The 18,050-nt window shown below is 60.3% G+C and carries 11 protein-coding genes; 8 read left to right on the forward strand and 3 right to left on the reverse strand.

All coding sequences use genetic code 11. The features are described 5' to 3' along the window. Positions 1-93 precede the first annotated feature (93 nt). Entirely contained in the window at positions 94-2,415 is a 2,322-nt protein-coding gene (locus tag SH664x_RS18650) for a caspase family protein (protein WP_437203438.1), read from the reverse strand. 427 nt (positions 2,416-2,842) lie between these two features. Here SH664x_RS18650 and SH664x_RS18655 point away from each other — a divergent pair, with 427 nt between their 5' ends. From SH664x_RS18655 to SH664x_RS18675, 5 genes are all read left to right on the forward strand, one after another. Beyond that, positions 2,843-4,669 (forward strand): serine/threonine protein kinase, encoded by a 1,827-nt coding sequence (locus SH664x_RS18655; protein WP_437203440.1) that lies wholly within the window; start codon positions 2,843-2,845, stop codon positions 4,667-4,669. 237 nt (positions 4,670-4,906) lie between these two features. Further along, the gene (locus SH664x_RS18660; protein ID WP_437203441.1) at positions 4,907-7,990 is read left to right on the forward strand and encodes a CHAT domain-containing protein; all 3,084 of its coding nucleotides are present in this window, start codon (positions 4,907-4,909) and stop codon (positions 7,988-7,990) included. 301 nt (positions 7,991-8,291) lie between these two features. After that, positions 8,292-9,377, forward strand: a complete 1,086-nt coding sequence (locus SH664x_RS18665) for a hypothetical protein (protein WP_437203443.1) — start codon at positions 8,292-8,294, stop codon at positions 9,375-9,377. A gap of 161 nt (positions 9,378-9,538) precedes the next feature. After that, positions 9,539-10,132, forward strand: a complete 594-nt coding sequence (locus SH664x_RS18670; protein ID WP_437203444.1) for an RNA polymerase sigma factor — start codon at positions 9,539-9,541, stop codon at positions 10,130-10,132. Between the two features lie 152 nt (positions 10,133-10,284). Then, positions 10,285-11,616 (forward strand): C2 family cysteine protease, encoded by a 1,332-nt coding sequence (locus SH664x_RS18675; protein ID WP_437203446.1) that lies wholly within the window; start codon positions 10,285-10,287, stop codon positions 11,614-11,616. A gap of 223 nt (positions 11,617-11,839) precedes the next feature. Here the strand turns inward: SH664x_RS18675 and SH664x_RS18680 are convergent, their stop codons facing one another. Then, positions 11,840-13,258 (reverse strand): serine/threonine-protein kinase, encoded by a 1,419-nt coding sequence (locus tag SH664x_RS18680; RefSeq protein ID WP_437203448.1) that lies wholly within the window; start codon positions 13,256-13,258, stop codon positions 11,840-11,842. A 416-nt stretch (positions 13,259-13,674) separates the two neighbouring features. Between SH664x_RS18680 and SH664x_RS18685 the strand changes: the two genes are divergently transcribed. Next, the gene (locus tag SH664x_RS18685) at positions 13,675-14,706 is read left to right on the forward strand and encodes a DUF3500 domain-containing protein (protein WP_437203450.1); all 1,032 of its coding nucleotides are present in this window, start codon (positions 13,675-13,677) and stop codon (positions 14,704-14,706) included. 182 nt (positions 14,707-14,888) lie between these two features. Beyond that, entirely contained in the window at positions 14,889-15,608 is a 720-nt protein-coding gene (locus SH664x_RS18690; protein WP_437203452.1) for a 3-keto-disaccharide hydrolase, read from the forward strand. 36 nt (positions 15,609-15,644) lie between these two features. On the opposite strand, the gene budA is transcribed toward SH664x_RS18690, so the two are convergent. Then, on the reverse strand, positions 15,645-16,454 hold the full coding sequence (gene budA, locus SH664x_RS18695; protein ID WP_437203454.1) for an acetolactate decarboxylase: 810 nt from the start codon (positions 16,452-16,454) through the stop codon (positions 15,645-15,647). Positions 16,455-17,169: 715 nt separating this feature from the next. Here budA and SH664x_RS18700 point away from each other — a divergent pair. After that, a complete protein-coding gene (locus tag SH664x_RS18700) occupies positions 17,170-17,934 on the forward strand; it encodes a CAP domain-containing protein (RefSeq protein WP_437203456.1) in 765 nt (254 codons plus the stop codon). Positions 17,935-18,050: the final 116 nt, after the last annotated feature.

Below are 18,050 nucleotides of genomic sequence, written 5' to 3' on the forward strand. Positions count from 1 at the left end.
GTTGCACCTTGCCAGAATTCGGTGTCGCGGGGAGGCAACGTCCCCGAATTTTCCGCCCGCGTCGCGGGTTGGTTTCTCGCACTTTGGCCGGTTCTACGGGTTTGTTGAAGAACCCGAACCGGTGTTTCCGACTGGCTGCGTCAGCCAGGTCCGCATGATCACATTCGGCTGGTCGACACTTTCCGTTCCGAGACTCCGGGTCTTCACTTCCGAGCGGGCCGCATCGAGGAGCCGACCGAAGGGAGAGGTCGGAACCGATTTCGATCCCCGGGTCGCAACTTCCGTCTCCTTCAAGCCGACCTGCTCGAGAAAGTCAAATTGAGGTTCCATTTTTCCTGTGGAGATCGGGGTGGCCAGCAGCACAAATCCTTCCAGACCGACGGTGGAATCGTCGACGGTCGGACTCAGCGGGGGGGATTTGCTCGAGGCCTTGATCGAACCCGACATGAAGTTGGTCATGCTCAGGTCGCTTCCCAGAAAGAGGAGCGTCACCCAGTAGTCCCGGACCCCCTCGTTCTCGATCTGGACGTGAATCGTTTCGCCGCTGTGCAGCACGGGAGGATTGATGACCTCTTCACCGTTCCGGTGGACGCGGATCGTGAACTGCAGGTCAGGAGCGGATTGCAGAGTGGATGAGGTCTGGGCGACTCGCCAGACGTTCTGCCACGTGAAGATTTTCTGCACGTCGGTCGCCAGCTTGTTCGCCAGCGTGTTGAAAGCAGCGCGGTCTTTGGCAGGAGGTAATTTGTGCCAGGTTGTCGCAAACTTGGCGTGTGTCGAGGTCGCCGCAGAGCTTTCCGGCTGCGGTCCGGCTGCCGCTTTCTGTTCTTCGGTCATGGCCCACGATGACCGGAGCAACGCGGGGGTGGCCAGGATCACTGCGGGGGCTCCGGGATCGGTATCGAATTCTTCACGAATCACGGAAGGGGGAACCAGATACAGCACCCAGTCAGCCGACTGCAGATCGGGCTCCAGCTGAAACAGATTTCGGCTTCGCTCCGGCAAAGTTTCGAGTGCGATGCGCAGATCTCCTTCCTGTGGGAACTCGATCCGGGGATGGCGGAAAATCCCGAGCTTCACCTGCATCTCACCTAGTGCCTGGGAATGCAGCCGGCAGCGTGAGTTGTCGGCGAGCGCTGGCGACTGGTCCTGGACCGTTCCTTCCGCATCACTCGGCTGGGCGACCGCTTCGGTCGGTGTCGCCTCGGTGATCCTGAAATAGAGGGCCGGCGCGGCAGCCTCATCCCCTCCGGCTTCGGGGACCAGCGCGACGACGGAACCGACAGTCAGTCCGTTGAGTTCTCCCCCCTGAATCCGAAAGCTCCCTGACTGCAGTTTAATGGGATAGGTGGAGTGATCCCCCCACGTTTTCTGCCCGAGGACTTCACGCTCGAGCGATCCTTCGAAGAGTGGCGTCGGCCCACGTGTGCCACGCTCGGCGCAGTACAGATTGAGAATCTGTTGACCGAGTTCCCGGTAGTTCAGCGGAGCCTTCTGACGTTCGATCGATTTGACCAGTGAATAAGTAAACAGCCCGTAGTAGTGCGCTGGCTTGCGCGGGGCCTTGGCGGGGCGGGGGAGCTCCGGCGCCTCTTCGAAAGCCTGTGCTGCCGAAAAGCCGGTGAAGCTGCCACCGTGAGCACTGGCGGACTGCTTGAGATTCGGAGTTGCCGACGCCAGCAGGTTACCTGTCGTCCGTTTGAACGTCGAAGCGGGAATCCCCAGCTGCGAAGGGGGAACAGCGCGGGAACGTTCTTCTTCCAGTTCATCGCTCGCGCCACCCCGCGTCATGGTCCCGGAGTGACAGGTGTCGAAGATCACCCAGAGGTGGACTCCCTTGTCGGTCAAAGATGTGAACCAGTTGCTGAACTCATTATCGGTGATCCCGTTGGGGAGTTCGGTCCCGTTCCACTTGCGGGCATCGGCGGGCAGGAAGACTTCATCCAGACCGTCGTCCTGTTCGCCCGATTCCGCCAGCTTCTCTTCCGGCACCGGCACCTGTGTTCCATGCCCCGAGATCAGGATCACCACCTGCGAGCCTGGCTGGGCCGTGGCGACAAGTTCATCGAGTGCCTTGACGATGTTCTCCCGGGTGGGGCGTTCGGCTTCATTGGTCGGCCATCCGAGCAGAGTTCGGATTTCCGCATCCTGAAAACCGAAACGTTCCTTGAGCATGTTGCGGAACATCGGAATGTCGTTCGCCGGACCATACAGCCGACGGATGGCATCCGACTGCTCGTACTCGGTGCAGCCCACCAGCAGCGCCTGTTTCTGGTGTGGGGCCTCTCCCTCCGAGGAGGGCTGCGCCCGGACAGCCGGAGAAACGGCGAGCAGACAGCAGACTGCAAGCATCTTCTTCAGGCGAAGGAACATATTGACCCCGCAATCGTGACAAGTTGGCGTGAATCGAAACATGCAGTTTGTACCTCCTGTTGCGGGAACGGCAACTCCCCGACTCTGCGGACAGGGAATTGAGCAATTCTGTCAAGTCGTCGCCGGACTCACCATGTTCTCCGCGTCTCAACGAACACTGCAGCTGTGCCATTCGCATGCGATTCAATCCGCGCGCCGTGACAGGAGAGCAATGCTGTGAAAGGCAACAGCTCACAACCCCAACAGCAATTCGCCGAGAGAGCTTCAGATTCCTTGTCCGAAGCCTCTCGAAAGCCCGTTCAGACAATAGACACTGGAGAGTGGCTGTGAGATGCTGGCAGGACCGCCCATGCAGTCTTCCGGCGATCGTCCAATTCAATGGCTTTCCACCACCTCGCGACGAGCAGGCCTTCCGATGAATCTGCCCAAATCCTCCCACGACGAGCAACTCGGGGAAACGAGAATTGCCATGCATGGTTCACTTCCGGGGGTCGCTGTGTTTCTGCACGAGATGCGGGGGCGCTGGGCAGAAGGTGAACGTCCTCTCTGCGATGAATTCATTGCGCGGCTGGAATCCGATCCTCCCGACGTCGACGATGTGGTCGACCTGATCTACTGCGAATATGGTCTGCGACAGCAATACGGCCTCGACGCCACGCAGGCCGCGTTTCTCGCGCGGTTTCCGGAATATGAAACGGGGCTGCGGCGGCAGTTCGAGCTGGATGATCTGCTCTCCCCTTCGCTGTCACAGGCAACGGCTCCTCCTCCTGTCACGAAATCAAAGCCGGCGCATCCCTTGCTGGCAGGCCGACCACTCCCGACGACCGTCGGCCGATATCTCGTCGTCGCTCCGGTCGACGGTGGGGGACAGGCGGAAGTCTTTCTGGGAATCCACCCGACGCTGAAACGGAATGTCATCCTGAAACTGGGACGGCATCCCTCGGGTCTGGATGCCGAGGCCACCGCCGGTCTGCTGCGGGAAGGTCGAGTGCTGGCCGGACTGGAACACGAAAATCTGGTTCGGGTCTACGATGTCGAGATCGTCAACGATTACCCAATCGTCGTCATGCAATACATCTCGGGTGTCTCGCTGGAACAGTACGTCCGGCGACATCCGCTCACACCCCAGCGGGCAGGTGAGATCCTCGCCGCGGTGGCTCGGGCGGTCGATTATGTTCACCGACAGAACCTGCTGCATCTCGATATCAAGCCGAAGAATATCCTCATCGACGAACAGGGTGTCCCCCGCCTCATCGATTTTGGACTGGCCCGACTGATCGATGCCTGGACCCCTGCGGAAACAGACAGCCGCATCTCGGGCACTTTGCAGTTCATGGCGCCGGAACAGGTCAGCGGCAATCCCGACCAGGTCGGTCCGGCCGCGGACCAGTTCGGACTGGGTGCGGTCCTGTATTTCCTGTTGACCGGACACCCTCCCTATCAGAAGTCGAGCGTCAATGAGTTGCTCAAGTCGGTTCAGGCAGGGGACTGGAATGCCTCTGACCTGGAGGGGAGCGACGCTCCGCTGCCGTTAAAGGAAATCTGCTGCAAGGCGATGTCGCTGAACCCGGCACAACGGTATTCCACCGCCGGCGACCTCGCCTCCCGGATTGAAGAGGTCTTTCGACCGAGAACTCCCGCTCGCTGGTGGGCCGCCGGTGCAGCTGCGGCAGCCCTTGTGATCCTGCTCGTCGGCTGGACGGTGTGGCGGTCTCTTTCCCCCGCTCCGCAGAATCTCAACGCACTCCTCGCAACAGTCAATGAACCGGCCCAGCTCCAGATCGACGCCTGGGACGACGGCACCTTTGAACCGCTGGAGAACAAGCTGCCGCTCATCGAAGGGGACCAATTAAGGATGCAGGTGCATCTTCCGGCCCAGCGACAGGCGGCATTGCTGCACTTTGATAACCAGTCGGGGTGGACGGTTCTGCAAAACTGGGAAGCCGAGCCCCGCCGTCGTCTGTTCTATTACCCGTCGATCGACTCCTCTGTCCCCCTGACCGGACCGACCGGACCGCAGGTCCTGCTGCTCTGCATCGCTGAAGATGTCAGCCCGTTCCTCACTGAACTGCAGGGAACTCGCCCGGGAAGCCTGCAGCTCGGACAACTTCCTCCCTACTCCATCGTGAGGGCCGATTCCGCTGGCACCCGCGTGGAAAATCACGGACGCGGTTTCGGTCCGGCGGTGAAACACGAAGAGGGAGATGCGGCCATTGCCGCCCGACTCGATCAGGAAATCGCCCGTTGGCGGACTCCCCACAATGAAATCCTCGCCATCGCGTTTCAGAAAAAGTGATTCCCCGAGGGCAGCAGCGGGAGGACCCTTTCGTAGGGAATCCCTGTCCGCTTCCGCTTCTCAAGTCCGTTTACAACTGTACTTTGAACTAGGTAACGTGACAGAACTATCAGTGGGGGTCCAGACTCCTCTCACTTTGCGTTCGCAGATAACGAAGTCATCTTCATGCCGGGCCAAGTTAATTCGAAACGACGCGGTATCGCTCTGCGCCTTGCGCTATTTTGCCTCATCGGCGGCTTGGCCAGCACCAGTGCCGGGGGATCGGAAAGCCTGATCATCCGTCTGGATGAGAAGCAGGGAATTGTCCTGGAGCCGCAAGACACCGCGAGCCGACCCGATTCTCCGCAGCCGGGCCTCTGGATCATCCGGCAAGGGCAAGGAGCCCGTTGCCTTCCCCTCTCGGCGGCTGCCGATCAAGCTCCCACTCCTCTGCGACCTCTCGAAGGGGTTTCCCGCTCTGAATCGGGAGGTGACGGCCAGACCGTCGCCATCTCTTTAGCCGAGTTTGACCAGCTGGCCAGCGGCGAAGTGGTCCGGGCCCTGAAGGCCGGCAGCCTGCTGACTCCGGCGGATAAGGGGCAGAACCTGAATCCGCGCGTCACGTTCCGCCGGCAACCCTCCGACGGAAGCGACCCCTATCCAGCCGACAGCTGCACCCTCATCGGCAGCCAGGTGCGTTACGAATTCCCGTTTCCACCGGGGACGTCCCGACTGCGCTGGGAGGAACTTCCGGGCCTGCCCGAACCGATCCGTGATGGGCTCCCCCCCGGCCGGTACCTCCTCAAAATGAAGAATGCCGCCACGGAGACCTCGTTCCACGTTGTCGAAACCGACCTGACGGAACAGTGGACCGAAAAGGTCGAGCGAGTCCAGCGGGTCCTCGGCCCTGTCGATCAGAATCTGCTCGATCAGGTGCTGGTGGAACGTCTGCTGAAGAATGTGGACGAACTCGGACAGCCCTTATCCTATTTCTCCGACGCGGCCGATCTGCTGGATCGCGACGGACTGTCGCCCCACCTCGTCACGGTGCGGGAAGGACTGCTTCGCTATCTGCGCAGTGAAGACTCAGCCGCTCCCACAGACGAGGATGAGGAACTGGCAGCCGTCAATTCCGCCCGGGATCTGATTGCCCGAGGCCAGTGGAATGATGCGCTCGACTTTCTACAGACCGCAGCCTCCGGTTCGGACCGCGCCGCCCGACTCGCCCGTCTGTACCGCGGAGTGGCGATGGCAGAATCCAGCGCGACACTGGCTGGCGATGCGGAGATGGAGTTCCAGGCGGCCCTGCACGACATCGCCACGGCTCCCGCCGCAGACGCCTATCGCATTCGCAACAACTACGCCAACTTCCTGCTGCGTCGGATTCAGAACGAGTTACACAACCGTCCGTGGCGCTCCGCCAGCGGTGCTGCCGACACGCTCTTCGATGTCCTGATCACCTGGCAGCGTGCCTGTCACGAGTATCAGCAGGCGTGCGAGATTGGCAAGGAACTGGGACCCGCATCGGCCCATGCCGCACAGGTCGGGCTGGCACGTCACTACGCGCTGCTCGCCGATCTGCTGCGAGTCACCAATGCCCAGTTGCCGGTGGATCAACGTCTCGATGTGCTGGAAGCAGCGGCCCGCACGAAGGCCGAAGCACTGGCAGTCGACGTTCTAAAACCGACTGCGGAAGCCGATCGGGCAACCCGCGCCGCCGCAGCCGAAACACTGGCGCAGCTGGCCCATCGGCAGGGAAACTCAACCGTCTGTCTCGAATTTGCGACGCAGGCCCTGCAGGATTACGCGGCGATCGGTTCTATTGTCGGCGCTGAAGGAATTCTGCGGCTGCGGGCACTGGCTCAACTCAATCAGCGGCAGCAGCCCGGGGCAGATCAGGTCGCCTTGCGTGATGCCGCCCTGCAGAATCTCCTGGCATCCCACGCTCTGGCCGAACACCTGCGCGAGCAATATCCCGATGACACCATCGGCCTCAGCCGCGCGGGCTTCCTCGCCCGTCGGGCTTACGTGACCGACCGGATCGTGGAACTGCTGATCGACAAACAGGATGCCGCAGGAGCACTCGCATTTCTCGAAACGGCCAAGGCCCGCGCCCTGCAGGATATGCTGTCGTCGAGAAACAGCGGGGATGCCCCTGCGGAGGCCCCCGTGGATCAGCTGCAGGCCGCACTCGCCGAATGGCCACAGGGAACCGCTGGTCTCGAATATTTCCTCGGTGAAGATCAAGCCTGGGTGTTCGTCGTGAACGGGCCGCAGCATGTGACTGCCCACCGGCTGGAAAACAGTCACGGCACTCCGGTTCAGCCTGTCGAACTGCTGGCCCGGGTCCGGGTTTTTCTCAATCAGACGGAAGAGACCGCCCGCAAGCTGCGAGAAACGAGTGCCCCGGACAAGCCCTTCGACAGTACCTGGCAACACGAGCTGCACCGCTTCTGGAATGAGCTGATTCCCGCAGCAGCCCGCAGCGAAATCGGCGATGCGAAAAACGTGGTGATTGTGCCGCAGCATCTCCTGCATTATTTCCCTTTCGCCGCACTGGTGACAGAACTCGACGCCGCACAGCGTGGCCCGCTGGAAACCGTCATGCCCCGCTTCTGGATTGAGAGTGGCATCAACCTCGTGCAGGCCCCCTCCTTCACGTCGTGGCATCTGCTGCGGACCGATGAGCGGCAGACTGCAAGCTCCGTGCAGGCAATCGGGATTTCCACCTTCGCCACGCAAAAGCCACTCCCGGGTGTGAAGGTCGATCTCGCCAATCTGCAGCGGACGTTCAAGAACTCGCTGCAGCTGACGACCGATCGTCAGGCGACGGAAGGGCGACTGCGTCAGGGGCTCGAACAGCCGGGCATGATTTTCATCGGCACCCATGGGACCAACCTGCCCGACCAGCCGCTGGCCAGTTACCTGATTTGTCAGCCGGATCCGGAAAATGATGGATATTTCATGGCCGGTGAGATCTACGGTTCCCGTTTTGAATCGAGTATCGCCTTACTCAGCGCCTGCTACACCGGCCTGAGTGACCGGTCTCCCGTGGCGGGAGACGAATTGTTCGGGATTGAACGGGCCCTGCTGCATGCGGGAGTCCTGACGGTGGTGGACGGGGTCTGGGATGTTTTCGACAACACGGGGACCGAGATTATGAATCACGTGTTCGAGGAACTTCTGGCCGGTGAAACAACCGTCAGTGCTGTCGCCGATGCGCAGAGAAAGTTCATTCAGGAGAGAAGAAACGAAGGGCCGGGAGATCCGTGGATTCACCCTTATTTCTGGGCGGTCTACAAAGTCTCCGGCAGCGACCAGACACGATTCGACGCCAACTAGAGCATTTTGGCCTGGGATGGCCTTATTTGCCGCGAAAGTGAGGATTTCATCACACGAAACGGTCGCGGGACGGGAGCTGGAGCGAGCCACTTGCTCTCGAGCAGAGGCTCCATCCGAACTCCCGACAGCAAGCATTCTCACGGATGCAGGCAGAGTTCCGCGGCAGCGGCAGGGGTCAACAACAAGCCAAGCGGCTCGCAGTCGTTCGGATGCGGGGATCACGATCCGCTGTTTCAGGATGGGCAGTCGGCGAATTGTGAATGGAGTTGTCCAAGTTTTCAGCAACCAAGGAGAAAACGCGATGAAGAACCTTTCCCTGTCACTGTCAGCCCTGGCGCTCGCCTTTGGGTTGTCCGTGACCCAGCCGGCTGCCTTTGCCGAAACGAAAGCTGCACCGGCCGCCACGGCCGAAGCTGCCGCCACCGAGGGTGAAGCCTTCGAGGGTGCGGATCTTTACGATCCGGCCTTTAACACCTATCTCGACATCTCGCTGCTGGGCTACGCCTGGTCGAACAAAGATGCCAAGCTGCTCACCGATCTGGCCCTGCAGCTGGCTGAAGGGGAGCGGGTGCTGCTGCGAACTCACAAAGCGGGGAGCGCCAAAGAACTGCTCGCCATCGCGGCCAAGGTCGCCGTCGATGCCGACGATAAAGAAGCCCTCGCCCGCGTGGCTCAGGCGGCCACAGCCCTGAAGTATGACGACATCGTCGCCCTCACCAAGAGCTCGAACAAACTGGCAGGCGCCAGCCGCAAAGATGAGCCGGCGCTGCAGGTTTCGGTTGAAGAAATGCCGGTCGAACAGATTGCCGCCTACCGGTGGGTGCTCGATCAGCTCAAGGGAGCCGAACTGCTCGGCGACAAGAAAAGCCTCGAAGGCTTCGGCGACTGGATCGACCAGGCTCAGGGTCTGAACGAAACCCAGAAGGCCTACCTGAAGCGTCGGTTCGGTGAAGTGATGGCCCGTCCCGATGACAATTCCATGAAGGACAACCGGTTTGCATCCACAGTCAGCAAGCTGGATGGGGAAAGCCGTGGCGACAAGGACGCCCAGAATGCAGCCCTGATCATGCAGGGAATCGGCGCTCTGATTCACGGTCCGGGTCCGGTCGTTCAGAACAACCCCTGGCCGCAGAACAATAATCATTGGCCCCACAACAATAACTGGCCGCAGAACAACAATCATTGGCCCCACAACAATAACTGGCCGCCGCAGAATAATAATTGGCCGAACAATGGTGGACACAACCACGGTGGTCACAACCACGGAGGCGGTGGTCACAACCACGGCGGCGGCGGCTGGGGTGGTGGCGGCGGTGGCTACGGCGGAGGCGGTGGCCGACCCTGGCAGGGCGGGGGCTACGGCGGACGGTCAACCGGCCGTCGGTAATCTGCTCGCAAGCTGACAGTCAGCATTTGACAGAACGCATGGCACGGCCTCCGTCCCATGCGTTCTTTGCGTTCCGGACAAGAACCTTGCAATGCGCGCAGCGAACAGGTAGAGGTGTATTGTTCTTCCAGCAATTGACCCTTTCTCGGCAGTGGGTTCACATGACGGAACCGGGCGAGCTTTCCATTTTGATGGAGCGCATCAGGCAGGGGGATGAATCCGCTGCGACGGAACTGGTCCGCAAGTACGAGCCCGAAGTCCGCCGGTTTATCCGCTTCCGTCTCACTTCCTCCTCTGTGCGTCGCTTTGTCGATTCTCTCGATATCTGCCAGTCAGTGCTGGCCCGTTTTTTCCGCTCGGTCGATGTCGATGAAGTCAACGTCGCCGATCCTCGGCAACTCAAGGCCCTGCTACTCCAGATCGCCCAGAACCGCATCTATGACGCGGTCGCGTGGCAACACGCCCAGAAACGGGATGCCCGGAAGATTGCGCAGGGAGGAGATGACGCCCTGAACGGGCTGGCGCAATCCGGCAGCGGCTTCGAACGACTGGTGGAAATGCAGGAGCTCGCCTCCCGCATCTACAGCCATTGCTCTCCCGCCGACTGCGAGCTGATCCAGCAGCGAATGAACGGTGCGGAGTGGTCGGAGCTGGCCCAAACCTGCGGCTCAACCGAAGAAGCGGTCCGCAAGCGGGTTCACCGGGCGCTGGAAAAAGCGGCCCAGGCTGCGGGAATTCTCCACAACCGCGACTGATCTTCCGCGGCCGCGTGGCGCGATGCCCCTAGAGAGTGCCTCCCCTCGGGAAAGTTCGTCCGGCGTTCCCGCGGACCCCGTTCATTGGGACAGATGCATTTCTCAGACGCCTCCCCCCCGCATTGGGGGGAATGCAAATTCAGGGCAAACCCATGTTGAATACACTCCGCAAAATCGGCTCGCGACTGCTCACCAAGACCGTGACCCCTTCCCGCCGTCGGAACTCTCGCGTCAATTTCGACGCCTCGGAAACACTGGAAGTTCGTATGCTGCCGGCGGCGACCCTGACAGCCACCCTCACCAAGGGGGTCCTGGAAATCGAAGGGACGTCCAAGGCCGACACCATTAAAGTCCGTCAGTCCAACGGCCTGGCCGGAACCTTTATCAGCATCGACAACTGCAAAATCAGCTCCGGTGGGAAACTGCTCTCCTCCGTCAGCTCTTCCGCGATCACCAAGATTGAAATTCAAGGGCTCGCGGGAAACGACATCATCAATCTGCATGTGACGTCGTTCGAAGCGGTCTCGATCCCGGCCACGGTCTGGGGCGGCACCGGAGATGACACCATCTCCGGGGGAACGGGCAACGACACCCTCTTCGGCAATGCCGGCAGCGACGTCATTTTCGGCAACGCCGGGAACGACTTCCTGCACGGTGGAACAGCGGGTGTCGGCGGAGCGACCGTCGCCGAGAAAGACCGTCTTGTCGGGGGAGCCGGTTTCGACAAGTACAGCGACGGCTTCGATTTCAAGAATTGGATCGTGGGGGGAATCAGTGTCACCGATATCAATCAGGAAAACAGCCCGACCTGCCAGACCCTGGCAACGCTCTCAGCGGCAGTGACAGCAGGAATCAGCTTTGCTTCTCCCAAGATCAGCTATCTCGGCAACAACAACTACAGCGTGAAGCTGTATGACAACGGCAATGCGGTGTATGAGACCGTGAACTTCGACGGCACGTGGAGTGATAACGATCCTTCGCCGTCGATGGACTCCAAGGGTTATCTGAATGCGGAATACTGGACCATTCTGATGCAGCGGGCCCGTCTGGAACGCTTCTACAAAATTGACTGGTCCACCAACATGACGGAAGCCGACTGGGATCGTGCCAACTCCAAGAACGGTGGCACGCTGTACAGCGTCAGCACCGCCATGAAGCAGATGCACGGCGGAACCACGAACACGGTTCCCGCTTCATTGACCACAGGTCAGGTTCTGGCGGACGCCCTCAAGAAAAAGACGATGATCGTCGCCGGAACTTCGGGTTCGACCAAGAAGGAGACCAACTCCGTGGGCCTGGTGACCGGCCATGCCTACACCGTGGTCTCAGCGACCAAGGACAAGAAGGGGGCCTGGACGGTCAAGGTTTACAATCCGTGGGGGACCGATGGGGGCTCAATCAAAGACACCACCAACGATGGCTATGTCACCTTGACCCTGAGCCAGTTCCAGAACGGATTCTCCACCGTGTACTACCGGACCTGATCACCGAAGTCAGTGGACATGGGGCTGTCACCGGGAGTGGGAAGTTCGAGCGAGGTGATTCCGGGTTGCTGTTCACCCGGGACACCACTGCCGGACTTTGCCCTCCCGGTTGACTTCGTTAATGAGCCGGCCGAGTTGCCGTGCAGAATGCATCGGCCCGGCCGCTTTCTGCCAAGCCTGACGGTCCTTTCCCCCGTGATGGAGAAGGGGCACTGCAGCAGGCTCAGGCGTCCCGTTCGAGGCTCTTCCGCAGCTCCCGCAGGTTGATCGGTTGGCGGAGCACAATGCTGCGGGAATCGGACTGATCGAAGCGCGGCAGCAGCTCCGACTGATTTTCTCCCAGAACTGTCACGACGGCCAGATCCTGCCCACGTGACGCCTGCAGGGCGACCTGCACGTCTCCCACAATCCGGTCCCCGATGCAATCAGCGAAAAAGATGATCGCCTGCGGTGACATCGATTTCAGTCGCGAGATCGCCCGGTCCGCATCCCCCAGGAGGAGGACCCGGAAGCCATGCTTCGAGAAATAGTCCCGCAGAATGTCCTGCCGCTTCGGACGGTTTTCGACACAAATCAGGGTCTTGGTATTCGTCGCGGGTGGCGGTGTGCCGGCAGCGGTGTTTGGCACATGTCCCAGTTCACGCAGCGCTCCTTCCAGTTCGGCAGCCACTTCACCAGGGCTCTGATATCGCTGCGCCGGGTTGATCTGCAGTAACTGCTCCACAATGCCGACGATGCGACCGGGGAGCCGGGGCTCGCGAGTCGTTACCGGACGGATGTCGCGGTAGCGTGAGAAACGTTTCCGTTCTTCGCGATCACGCGTCCGGGGATACGGGGGCTCGCCACAGAGCAGTTCGTACAGAATCGTCCCGAGGAAGAAGAGGTCGCTGCGAGGATCGTTGCGGGGCGCATCGGTGTTCTTTTCGAGCGTCGAATATTCCAGCGCCTGCGCCAGATCGGGACTTCCCACCCGATTCAGAAAAGAGTCATCGGCGGCCAGTCCAAAATCGATCAGCTTGGCAACGCGATTACTGCTCATGAGGACGTTGGTCGTCTTCATGTCCCGATGGGTCACCCCCTGCGCCAGCGCAGCCGCCAGCCCCCGGCTGATATCGAGAGCGAACTGACAGGCTTCAGCCGGTTCGACCTTGGTCCGGATCTTGATGAAGTCGCGCAGGTTCCCCCCCTCGACAAACTCCATCGTCATGTAGTGAATCTTCCCTTCGACGCCGACATCGAAGATGGGAACAATATTGGGATGCTTGAGACGCCGCCCGATCTCCCCTTCCCGGTGAAACAGCTGAATCGTATCCGGATCACTCGACCAGCGTTCGCGCAGCACCTTGACGCCAATCATCTGACCGGTCTTGATCTGCTCGGCACGATAGACCCGGGCAAAACTTCCTGCGGCATTCCGATAAAGAAGTTTGCAGCCGCCGAGGATCAGTCCTTCAATCTCCCCTTTCTGCAATCGCTGCACCTGCAGTGAGGTGAGCAGCTGTTTGCGTTCCAGGAGCTGCAGCAGCCCATCGGCCGACTGGTGACCATTCGCTTCCTGACGACACAGACGCATGTCGTTCAGGCTGACGAGTTGCAGATCGACGAGCAGTCGGGCCAACTCGTCAGCGGATTGAGGAACCATCAACTCGCTCGACTTCGGGAGTTAGGAGTCGTGAACGGAAACCGGGAGATGCGCCCCACAGAACATCACCGCAGGAAACCGTGCGGATGTGACCGCCCTCTTTTTCGCAATCATGCGGCCAGATCGTACCAGCACGGACCTCAGCGTCAATTCCTGCAGCGGCCCTCCGGGAACACCTTCCTGAATTGTGGTCCGGAAACAGGCGGCAGTCACGCGACAGTCCCCGAAAATGCCTGTCCGTGACATTTGGTCAGATTGATTTTAACATGTGGACGGAATGGACACCCCCTTTCCGGACAACCATCGCGGGCGACCGTCGGGCCCGGGACACGGGCCCCACTCCATCGTTCCCCCCACCTCTCCCCAACACGAGACGGGGCTGCACCACGCCCTTCCTTTAGCGGAAATGCACTGACATGCGCAAGCTGGCTATTGCAACCGGACTTCTCTTCTGTTGTGTGAACTTCTCGCTGGCAGCCTCCAAGATGGAAGACGCCACAGCCAAACTGCAGACGGCCACCGTCAACTTCGTCAACACACTGGACACGGCACAACGGAACCAGACCGTGCTCGCGTTCGACAGCCCGCTCCGCTACGACTGGCACTTCTACCCCAAGAAGGAACGCAAGGGGCTGGAGCTCAAGCACATGACGTCGCAGCAGCGGGAGGCTGCCGATGCTCTGCTGAAGGCGGCCCTCAGCGATGTCGGGTACAAAAAAGCGACCCAGATCATGCGGTTCGAAGATCTCGTGCTCGAGCTGGAGAAAGGGTCGAGCTCTCACCAGCGGGCCCCGGACCGCTACTTCTATACCGTGTTCGGCGACCCGGCGAAGGACAGCCAGTGGGGTCTTTCGATCGAAGGGCATCACCTGTCGATCAACATCACCGTTCGCGACGGCCACATCGTGGCGGCCACTCCGCAATCGTTCGGCATGAATCCCGCCACCGTCCGGAATGAAAACAAGACCGGCGTCACAGTCGGAACCCGCGTGCTGGAAAAAGAAGACGCACTGGCCTTTCAACTGGTCAATTCACTGAGCGATGAACAACGGGCCAAGGCGATCATCTCCTCCACGAATCCCAAAGACGTTCGCGACGTCGGCAAGCCCCGTCCCGCATCGGATGCCCCGGCCGGAATTCCTTATTCCGAACTGAACGGCGAACAGCGCTCCCTGCTGATTCAGCTGATTCAGGAATTCAACGGGAACATGCTCGCCCCCGTGGCCAAGGCCCGACTCGACAAGCTGCAGTACGACGGACTGAATGACATTCACTTTGCCTGGACCGGGGGGACGGAAACGACTTCGCCCCACACCTATACGATTCAGGCCCCCTCGCTGCGGATTGAACTCAATCAGGTGCAGTCCGATCCGGCCGGCAATCCGGCGAATCATATTCACACCGTGCTGCGGGACCTGAATAACGACTTTGCCGTTTCCGGCCAGTAAAGGACCTGATCTCCTCCGCCCGCTCGATCCGCTCCGGCCGGGCGGAGAATGCTGTTTCTTCGATCTCCGCCAGCCAACTGCTCTTCCCGCTCCCCTGCAACCGGAGACCGTTTGTGCGAAATCTTTCTCTCCTGCTTCTGTGTCTGCTGAGCCTTGCTCCTCTTTCGAAGGCAGAGGGTCCTGTGACTTCATCGTCCGAATGGCGCCAGCTCCCCCTGATTCAGGATGGAAAAATCGATGCGAGCTGGCGGCAGATCGGAGGCAGCAGCTTTGTCGTTGAGGACGGGCTGCTGAAAACGCAGGGGAATGAGCAGGGTCTGGGGATGTGCATCTTCACTCCCGAAAAATTCGGTGACTGCCAGCTTCGTGTCGTCTTCAAGACAGGTCGGCCCAAGGGAAACAGTGGCGTTCACGTCCGGATCCACGACGATGTCCTCAAGCATCTCGACGATCCGGCAGCCGCTCTCCCGTCCGAAGATGGCAAACTGACTCCCGAGGGGCAGCGGACCGCCCGTGATGATGCCGCTGCCTCCCGGCATGCGTGGTTCGTGGTGAACCACGGGTTTGAAGTCCAGATTCAGGACAACGCCGACGAATTCCATCGCACCGGCTCGGTCTACTCCTACAGCCCTGCCCAGGCGTCACCGACATCGGATCCGGATGGTTGGCAGACGATGATCATCACACTGGATGGCCCCAAGATCGTCGTCGATCTGAACGGCAAAGAAGTCTGCCGTTTCAATACCGCCACCGACAAGTCCCCCGAGCGCAAGATCTGGTATGAGCCGCTGCGCGAACCGGTTCGCCCGGAAAGCGGGTATATCGGCCTGCAGGCACACGGTCCCGGCGACGTCGTCACTTTCCGGGAAGTGAGCGTGCGACCGCTGCAGCAGGGCAAATAGGTTCTGGATGCCGCCGGTCGAAATCAGGGGAATCCGTTACGGCTTCCCGCCGGCATCGGTCCGCTGTTTTTCGACCCGCTCCAGTTCGCGACTCAGGTCCTGCCCGAGGTCGGCCGATTTGGTGTCGGTCGGCAGTTCGATCAGCCACGAACTGCAATCGTCGAACGCCAGCGTCCCGGAGGTCAGCTGACAACCGAGGACATGCCCTCCGGTTTTGCGATCGGCACTGAGAAAGTGCCAGTGATAGCCGGGAACTCCGATCCCCGAGACCCATTTGGGACAGCGAATCGCCACGAGCGTGCCGGTCACTTTTTCGAGTTTCCACTCGGCCTGCTCGGCGGCGATTTCGACCAGCGGTCGATAAGGGCGTTCCTGCCGGGGGACACTGCGGATTAAGAGTGATGAGAAGACACCCTCCACGCGAATGGCGTAGAAGCGGTCACGACCGGGGGCCATCGCATCGACGGCATGTTCCAGCTGCTCCAGGGAATCGACCGGCGGGCAGGGACGTTCGTGATCCCGTTCGAAGCGGGTCACGATGGCAAACGGCGTCGTGATTTCGGGCTTCAACTGCTGGACGCTCCCATCGGCACGGGCCTGATAGGCGACGCCGTCAAGCACGATCAGTTCACCGTCCAGATGATCGCACGTTCCCAGTCCGAAGTCCCCAAGCTTCAGCAGATCGCCGATCGTCATCACACCATCGTATTCCCCCAGCAACAGAGCGTTGATGATGGAAACCTGCGTCAAACGATCGTGATCCACGTTCTGTTGTGCGCTGACCGGAGCAGGCAGCAGCAGAGCGGTGAGCGTCAGGCCGATGGAGGTGAGTCTGTACAGCTGCATGTTGGGTTGTCCTGACCGGTGATCTGCCGGAATGGTAAGCGGTTTGAACGTCTTGACTGTTCCTGGAAGAGAAATCAACTTCGCCTCGAGCAGGTTGCGCTTTCCTGTCCCCTCGGAGCAAGCGTTTCGTGTCCTGAAGTGCTGATTTCCGCGTGGCGAGCCGTTGATTCAGTGCGTTCCCGGCTGTGAGGGGCTCGCAAGTGCAATCGGCTGTCAGGCCTGGCCAGAACGGTTGACCGGTTGTAGCAGATCCCCCTGGAGAACGTCGCTGTGCTCGGGAAAGTTGTCCGCCGGTTTTTGGCCGGTGGAACGCCACCGCTTCGACTATTGGGCCTGTTCCCCGCCCTCTCGGACTTGTTACTTGCTTCGCGCGAGTTGTGGCGGTGGAAGACTGGTGGTCCGACGGGGCACCGCAGCGCGATTGTTGCCAAATTTCAACAGGGTCCGCATGAAAACTTTGACGACTGACACTTTCCCGCCGATGATGGACAGGAGCGGATTGCTCCTTTCAGTCCCCAGGCAGCCAGCGTTTCGTCTGAAGACATGCTGACATCCGCGCAGCGAGGACGGGGCAGTCCAAAGTGAAAACGCTCTCCAATCCAAATGCATTGCAGTCTGTCGACCGATCGGACCCTTCCGGATGTCACACTGTGCTCCTCATTCCCGTCGCTGCCTGCCTCTACTCTGCTGCCTGAGCCTGCTCACTGTGTGTCCCTTGGCCTTCAGCTTCGAAGAGCCTCCTGCGCATCAGGGAACGCGGCAACTGACGAGTCAGGATTTCGGGCCCTATCGTCCGACCGTGCAGACCGACATCTCTCGCTCTGCAACCATTATCCGCGAACAGACAAACCGTTTCCGCAAGAGTGAGAAACGTTCGCCGCTGGGCCGCAACGAGCAGCTCGACAGGGCGGCGCAGAGCTTTGCCGAGTTCATGGCCCGCACCGGCAAGTACGGCCATGAAGCCGACGACCAGCAGCCTTCCCAACGTCTGACCGCCGCCGGTTATGACTCCTGCCTGATGGCGGAGAACATCGGATTCCTGTTCAAGTCGACAGGCCTCTCAACAGGGGCTCTCGCCAATGGGTTCATCACCGGCTGGAAGAATTCACCACCGCACCGGGCCAACATGCTGCAGCCGGATGTCACTGAGATCGGAGTCGGCGTCGCCCAGAGCCGCGAGACCGGAATTTACTTTGGCGTGCAGCTGTTCGCTCGTCCCAAGTCCGCGATGGTCGAATTTCAGGTGGCCAACGACAGCCCGCACGACATTCGCTATCGCGCGGGTGATGAAGAGTTCACTTTGCCTCCCCGCTTTCGCCGCACCCATGCCTTCTGCAAAGAGGTTCAACTGACTCTTGTCACGGAGTCCCCTGCTCCGGCAGAGCCACTGACTCCACACACCGGAGAGCGGTTTCGAGTGGAAGAGACAATAAACGGACTGGTCCTTTTGCTGCTGAAAGACGAGATCAAACGTCCCTGAGCCCGCTTCAGGTACTGAGGAGAAAAAAATCGCGCGGAACGCGAACAGCATGATCCAGAAGAAAAGTGCGGTCAGCGGAATCCAGACGAGTCGATAGCGATCCAGAAAGTCGGCAG

This window comes from Planctomicrobium aquicomposti, from assembly GCF_051466325.1.
GTDB lineage: Bacteria > Planctomycetota > Planctomycetia > Planctomycetales > Planctomycetaceae > Planctomicrobium.

What these genes read in the sequence shown, in the direction of transcription:
- SH664x_RS18655 (WP_437203440.1), top strand. Translation starts at nt 2,843, where the DNA reads ATGCATGGTTCACTTCCGGGGGTCGCTGTGTTTCTGCACGAGATGCGG.
- SH664x_RS18650 (WP_437203438.1), bottom strand. Translation starts at nt 2,415, where the DNA reads ATGTTTCGATTCACGCCAACTTGTCACGATTGCGGGGTCAATATGTTC.
- SH664x_RS18685 (WP_437203450.1), top strand. Translation starts at nt 13,675, where the DNA reads ATGCGCAAGCTGGCTATTGCAACCGGACTTCTCTTCTGTTGTGTGAAC.
- budA (WP_437203454.1), bottom strand. Translation starts at nt 16,454, where the DNA reads ATGCAGCTGTACAGACTCACCTCCATCGGCCTGACGCTCACCGCTCTG.
- SH664x_RS18675 (WP_437203446.1), top strand. Translation starts at nt 10,285, where the DNA reads ATGTTGAATACACTCCGCAAAATCGGCTCGCGACTGCTCACCAAGACC.
- SH664x_RS18665 (WP_437203443.1), top strand. Translation starts at nt 8,292, where the DNA reads ATGAAGAACCTTTCCCTGTCACTGTCAGCCCTGGCGCTCGCCTTTGGG.
- SH664x_RS18680 (WP_437203448.1), bottom strand. Translation starts at nt 13,258, where the DNA reads ATGGTTCCTCAATCCGCTGACGAGTTGGCCCGACTGCTCGTCGATCTG.
- SH664x_RS18670 (WP_437203444.1), top strand. Translation starts at nt 9,539, where the DNA reads ATGACGGAACCGGGCGAGCTTTCCATTTTGATGGAGCGCATCAGGCAG.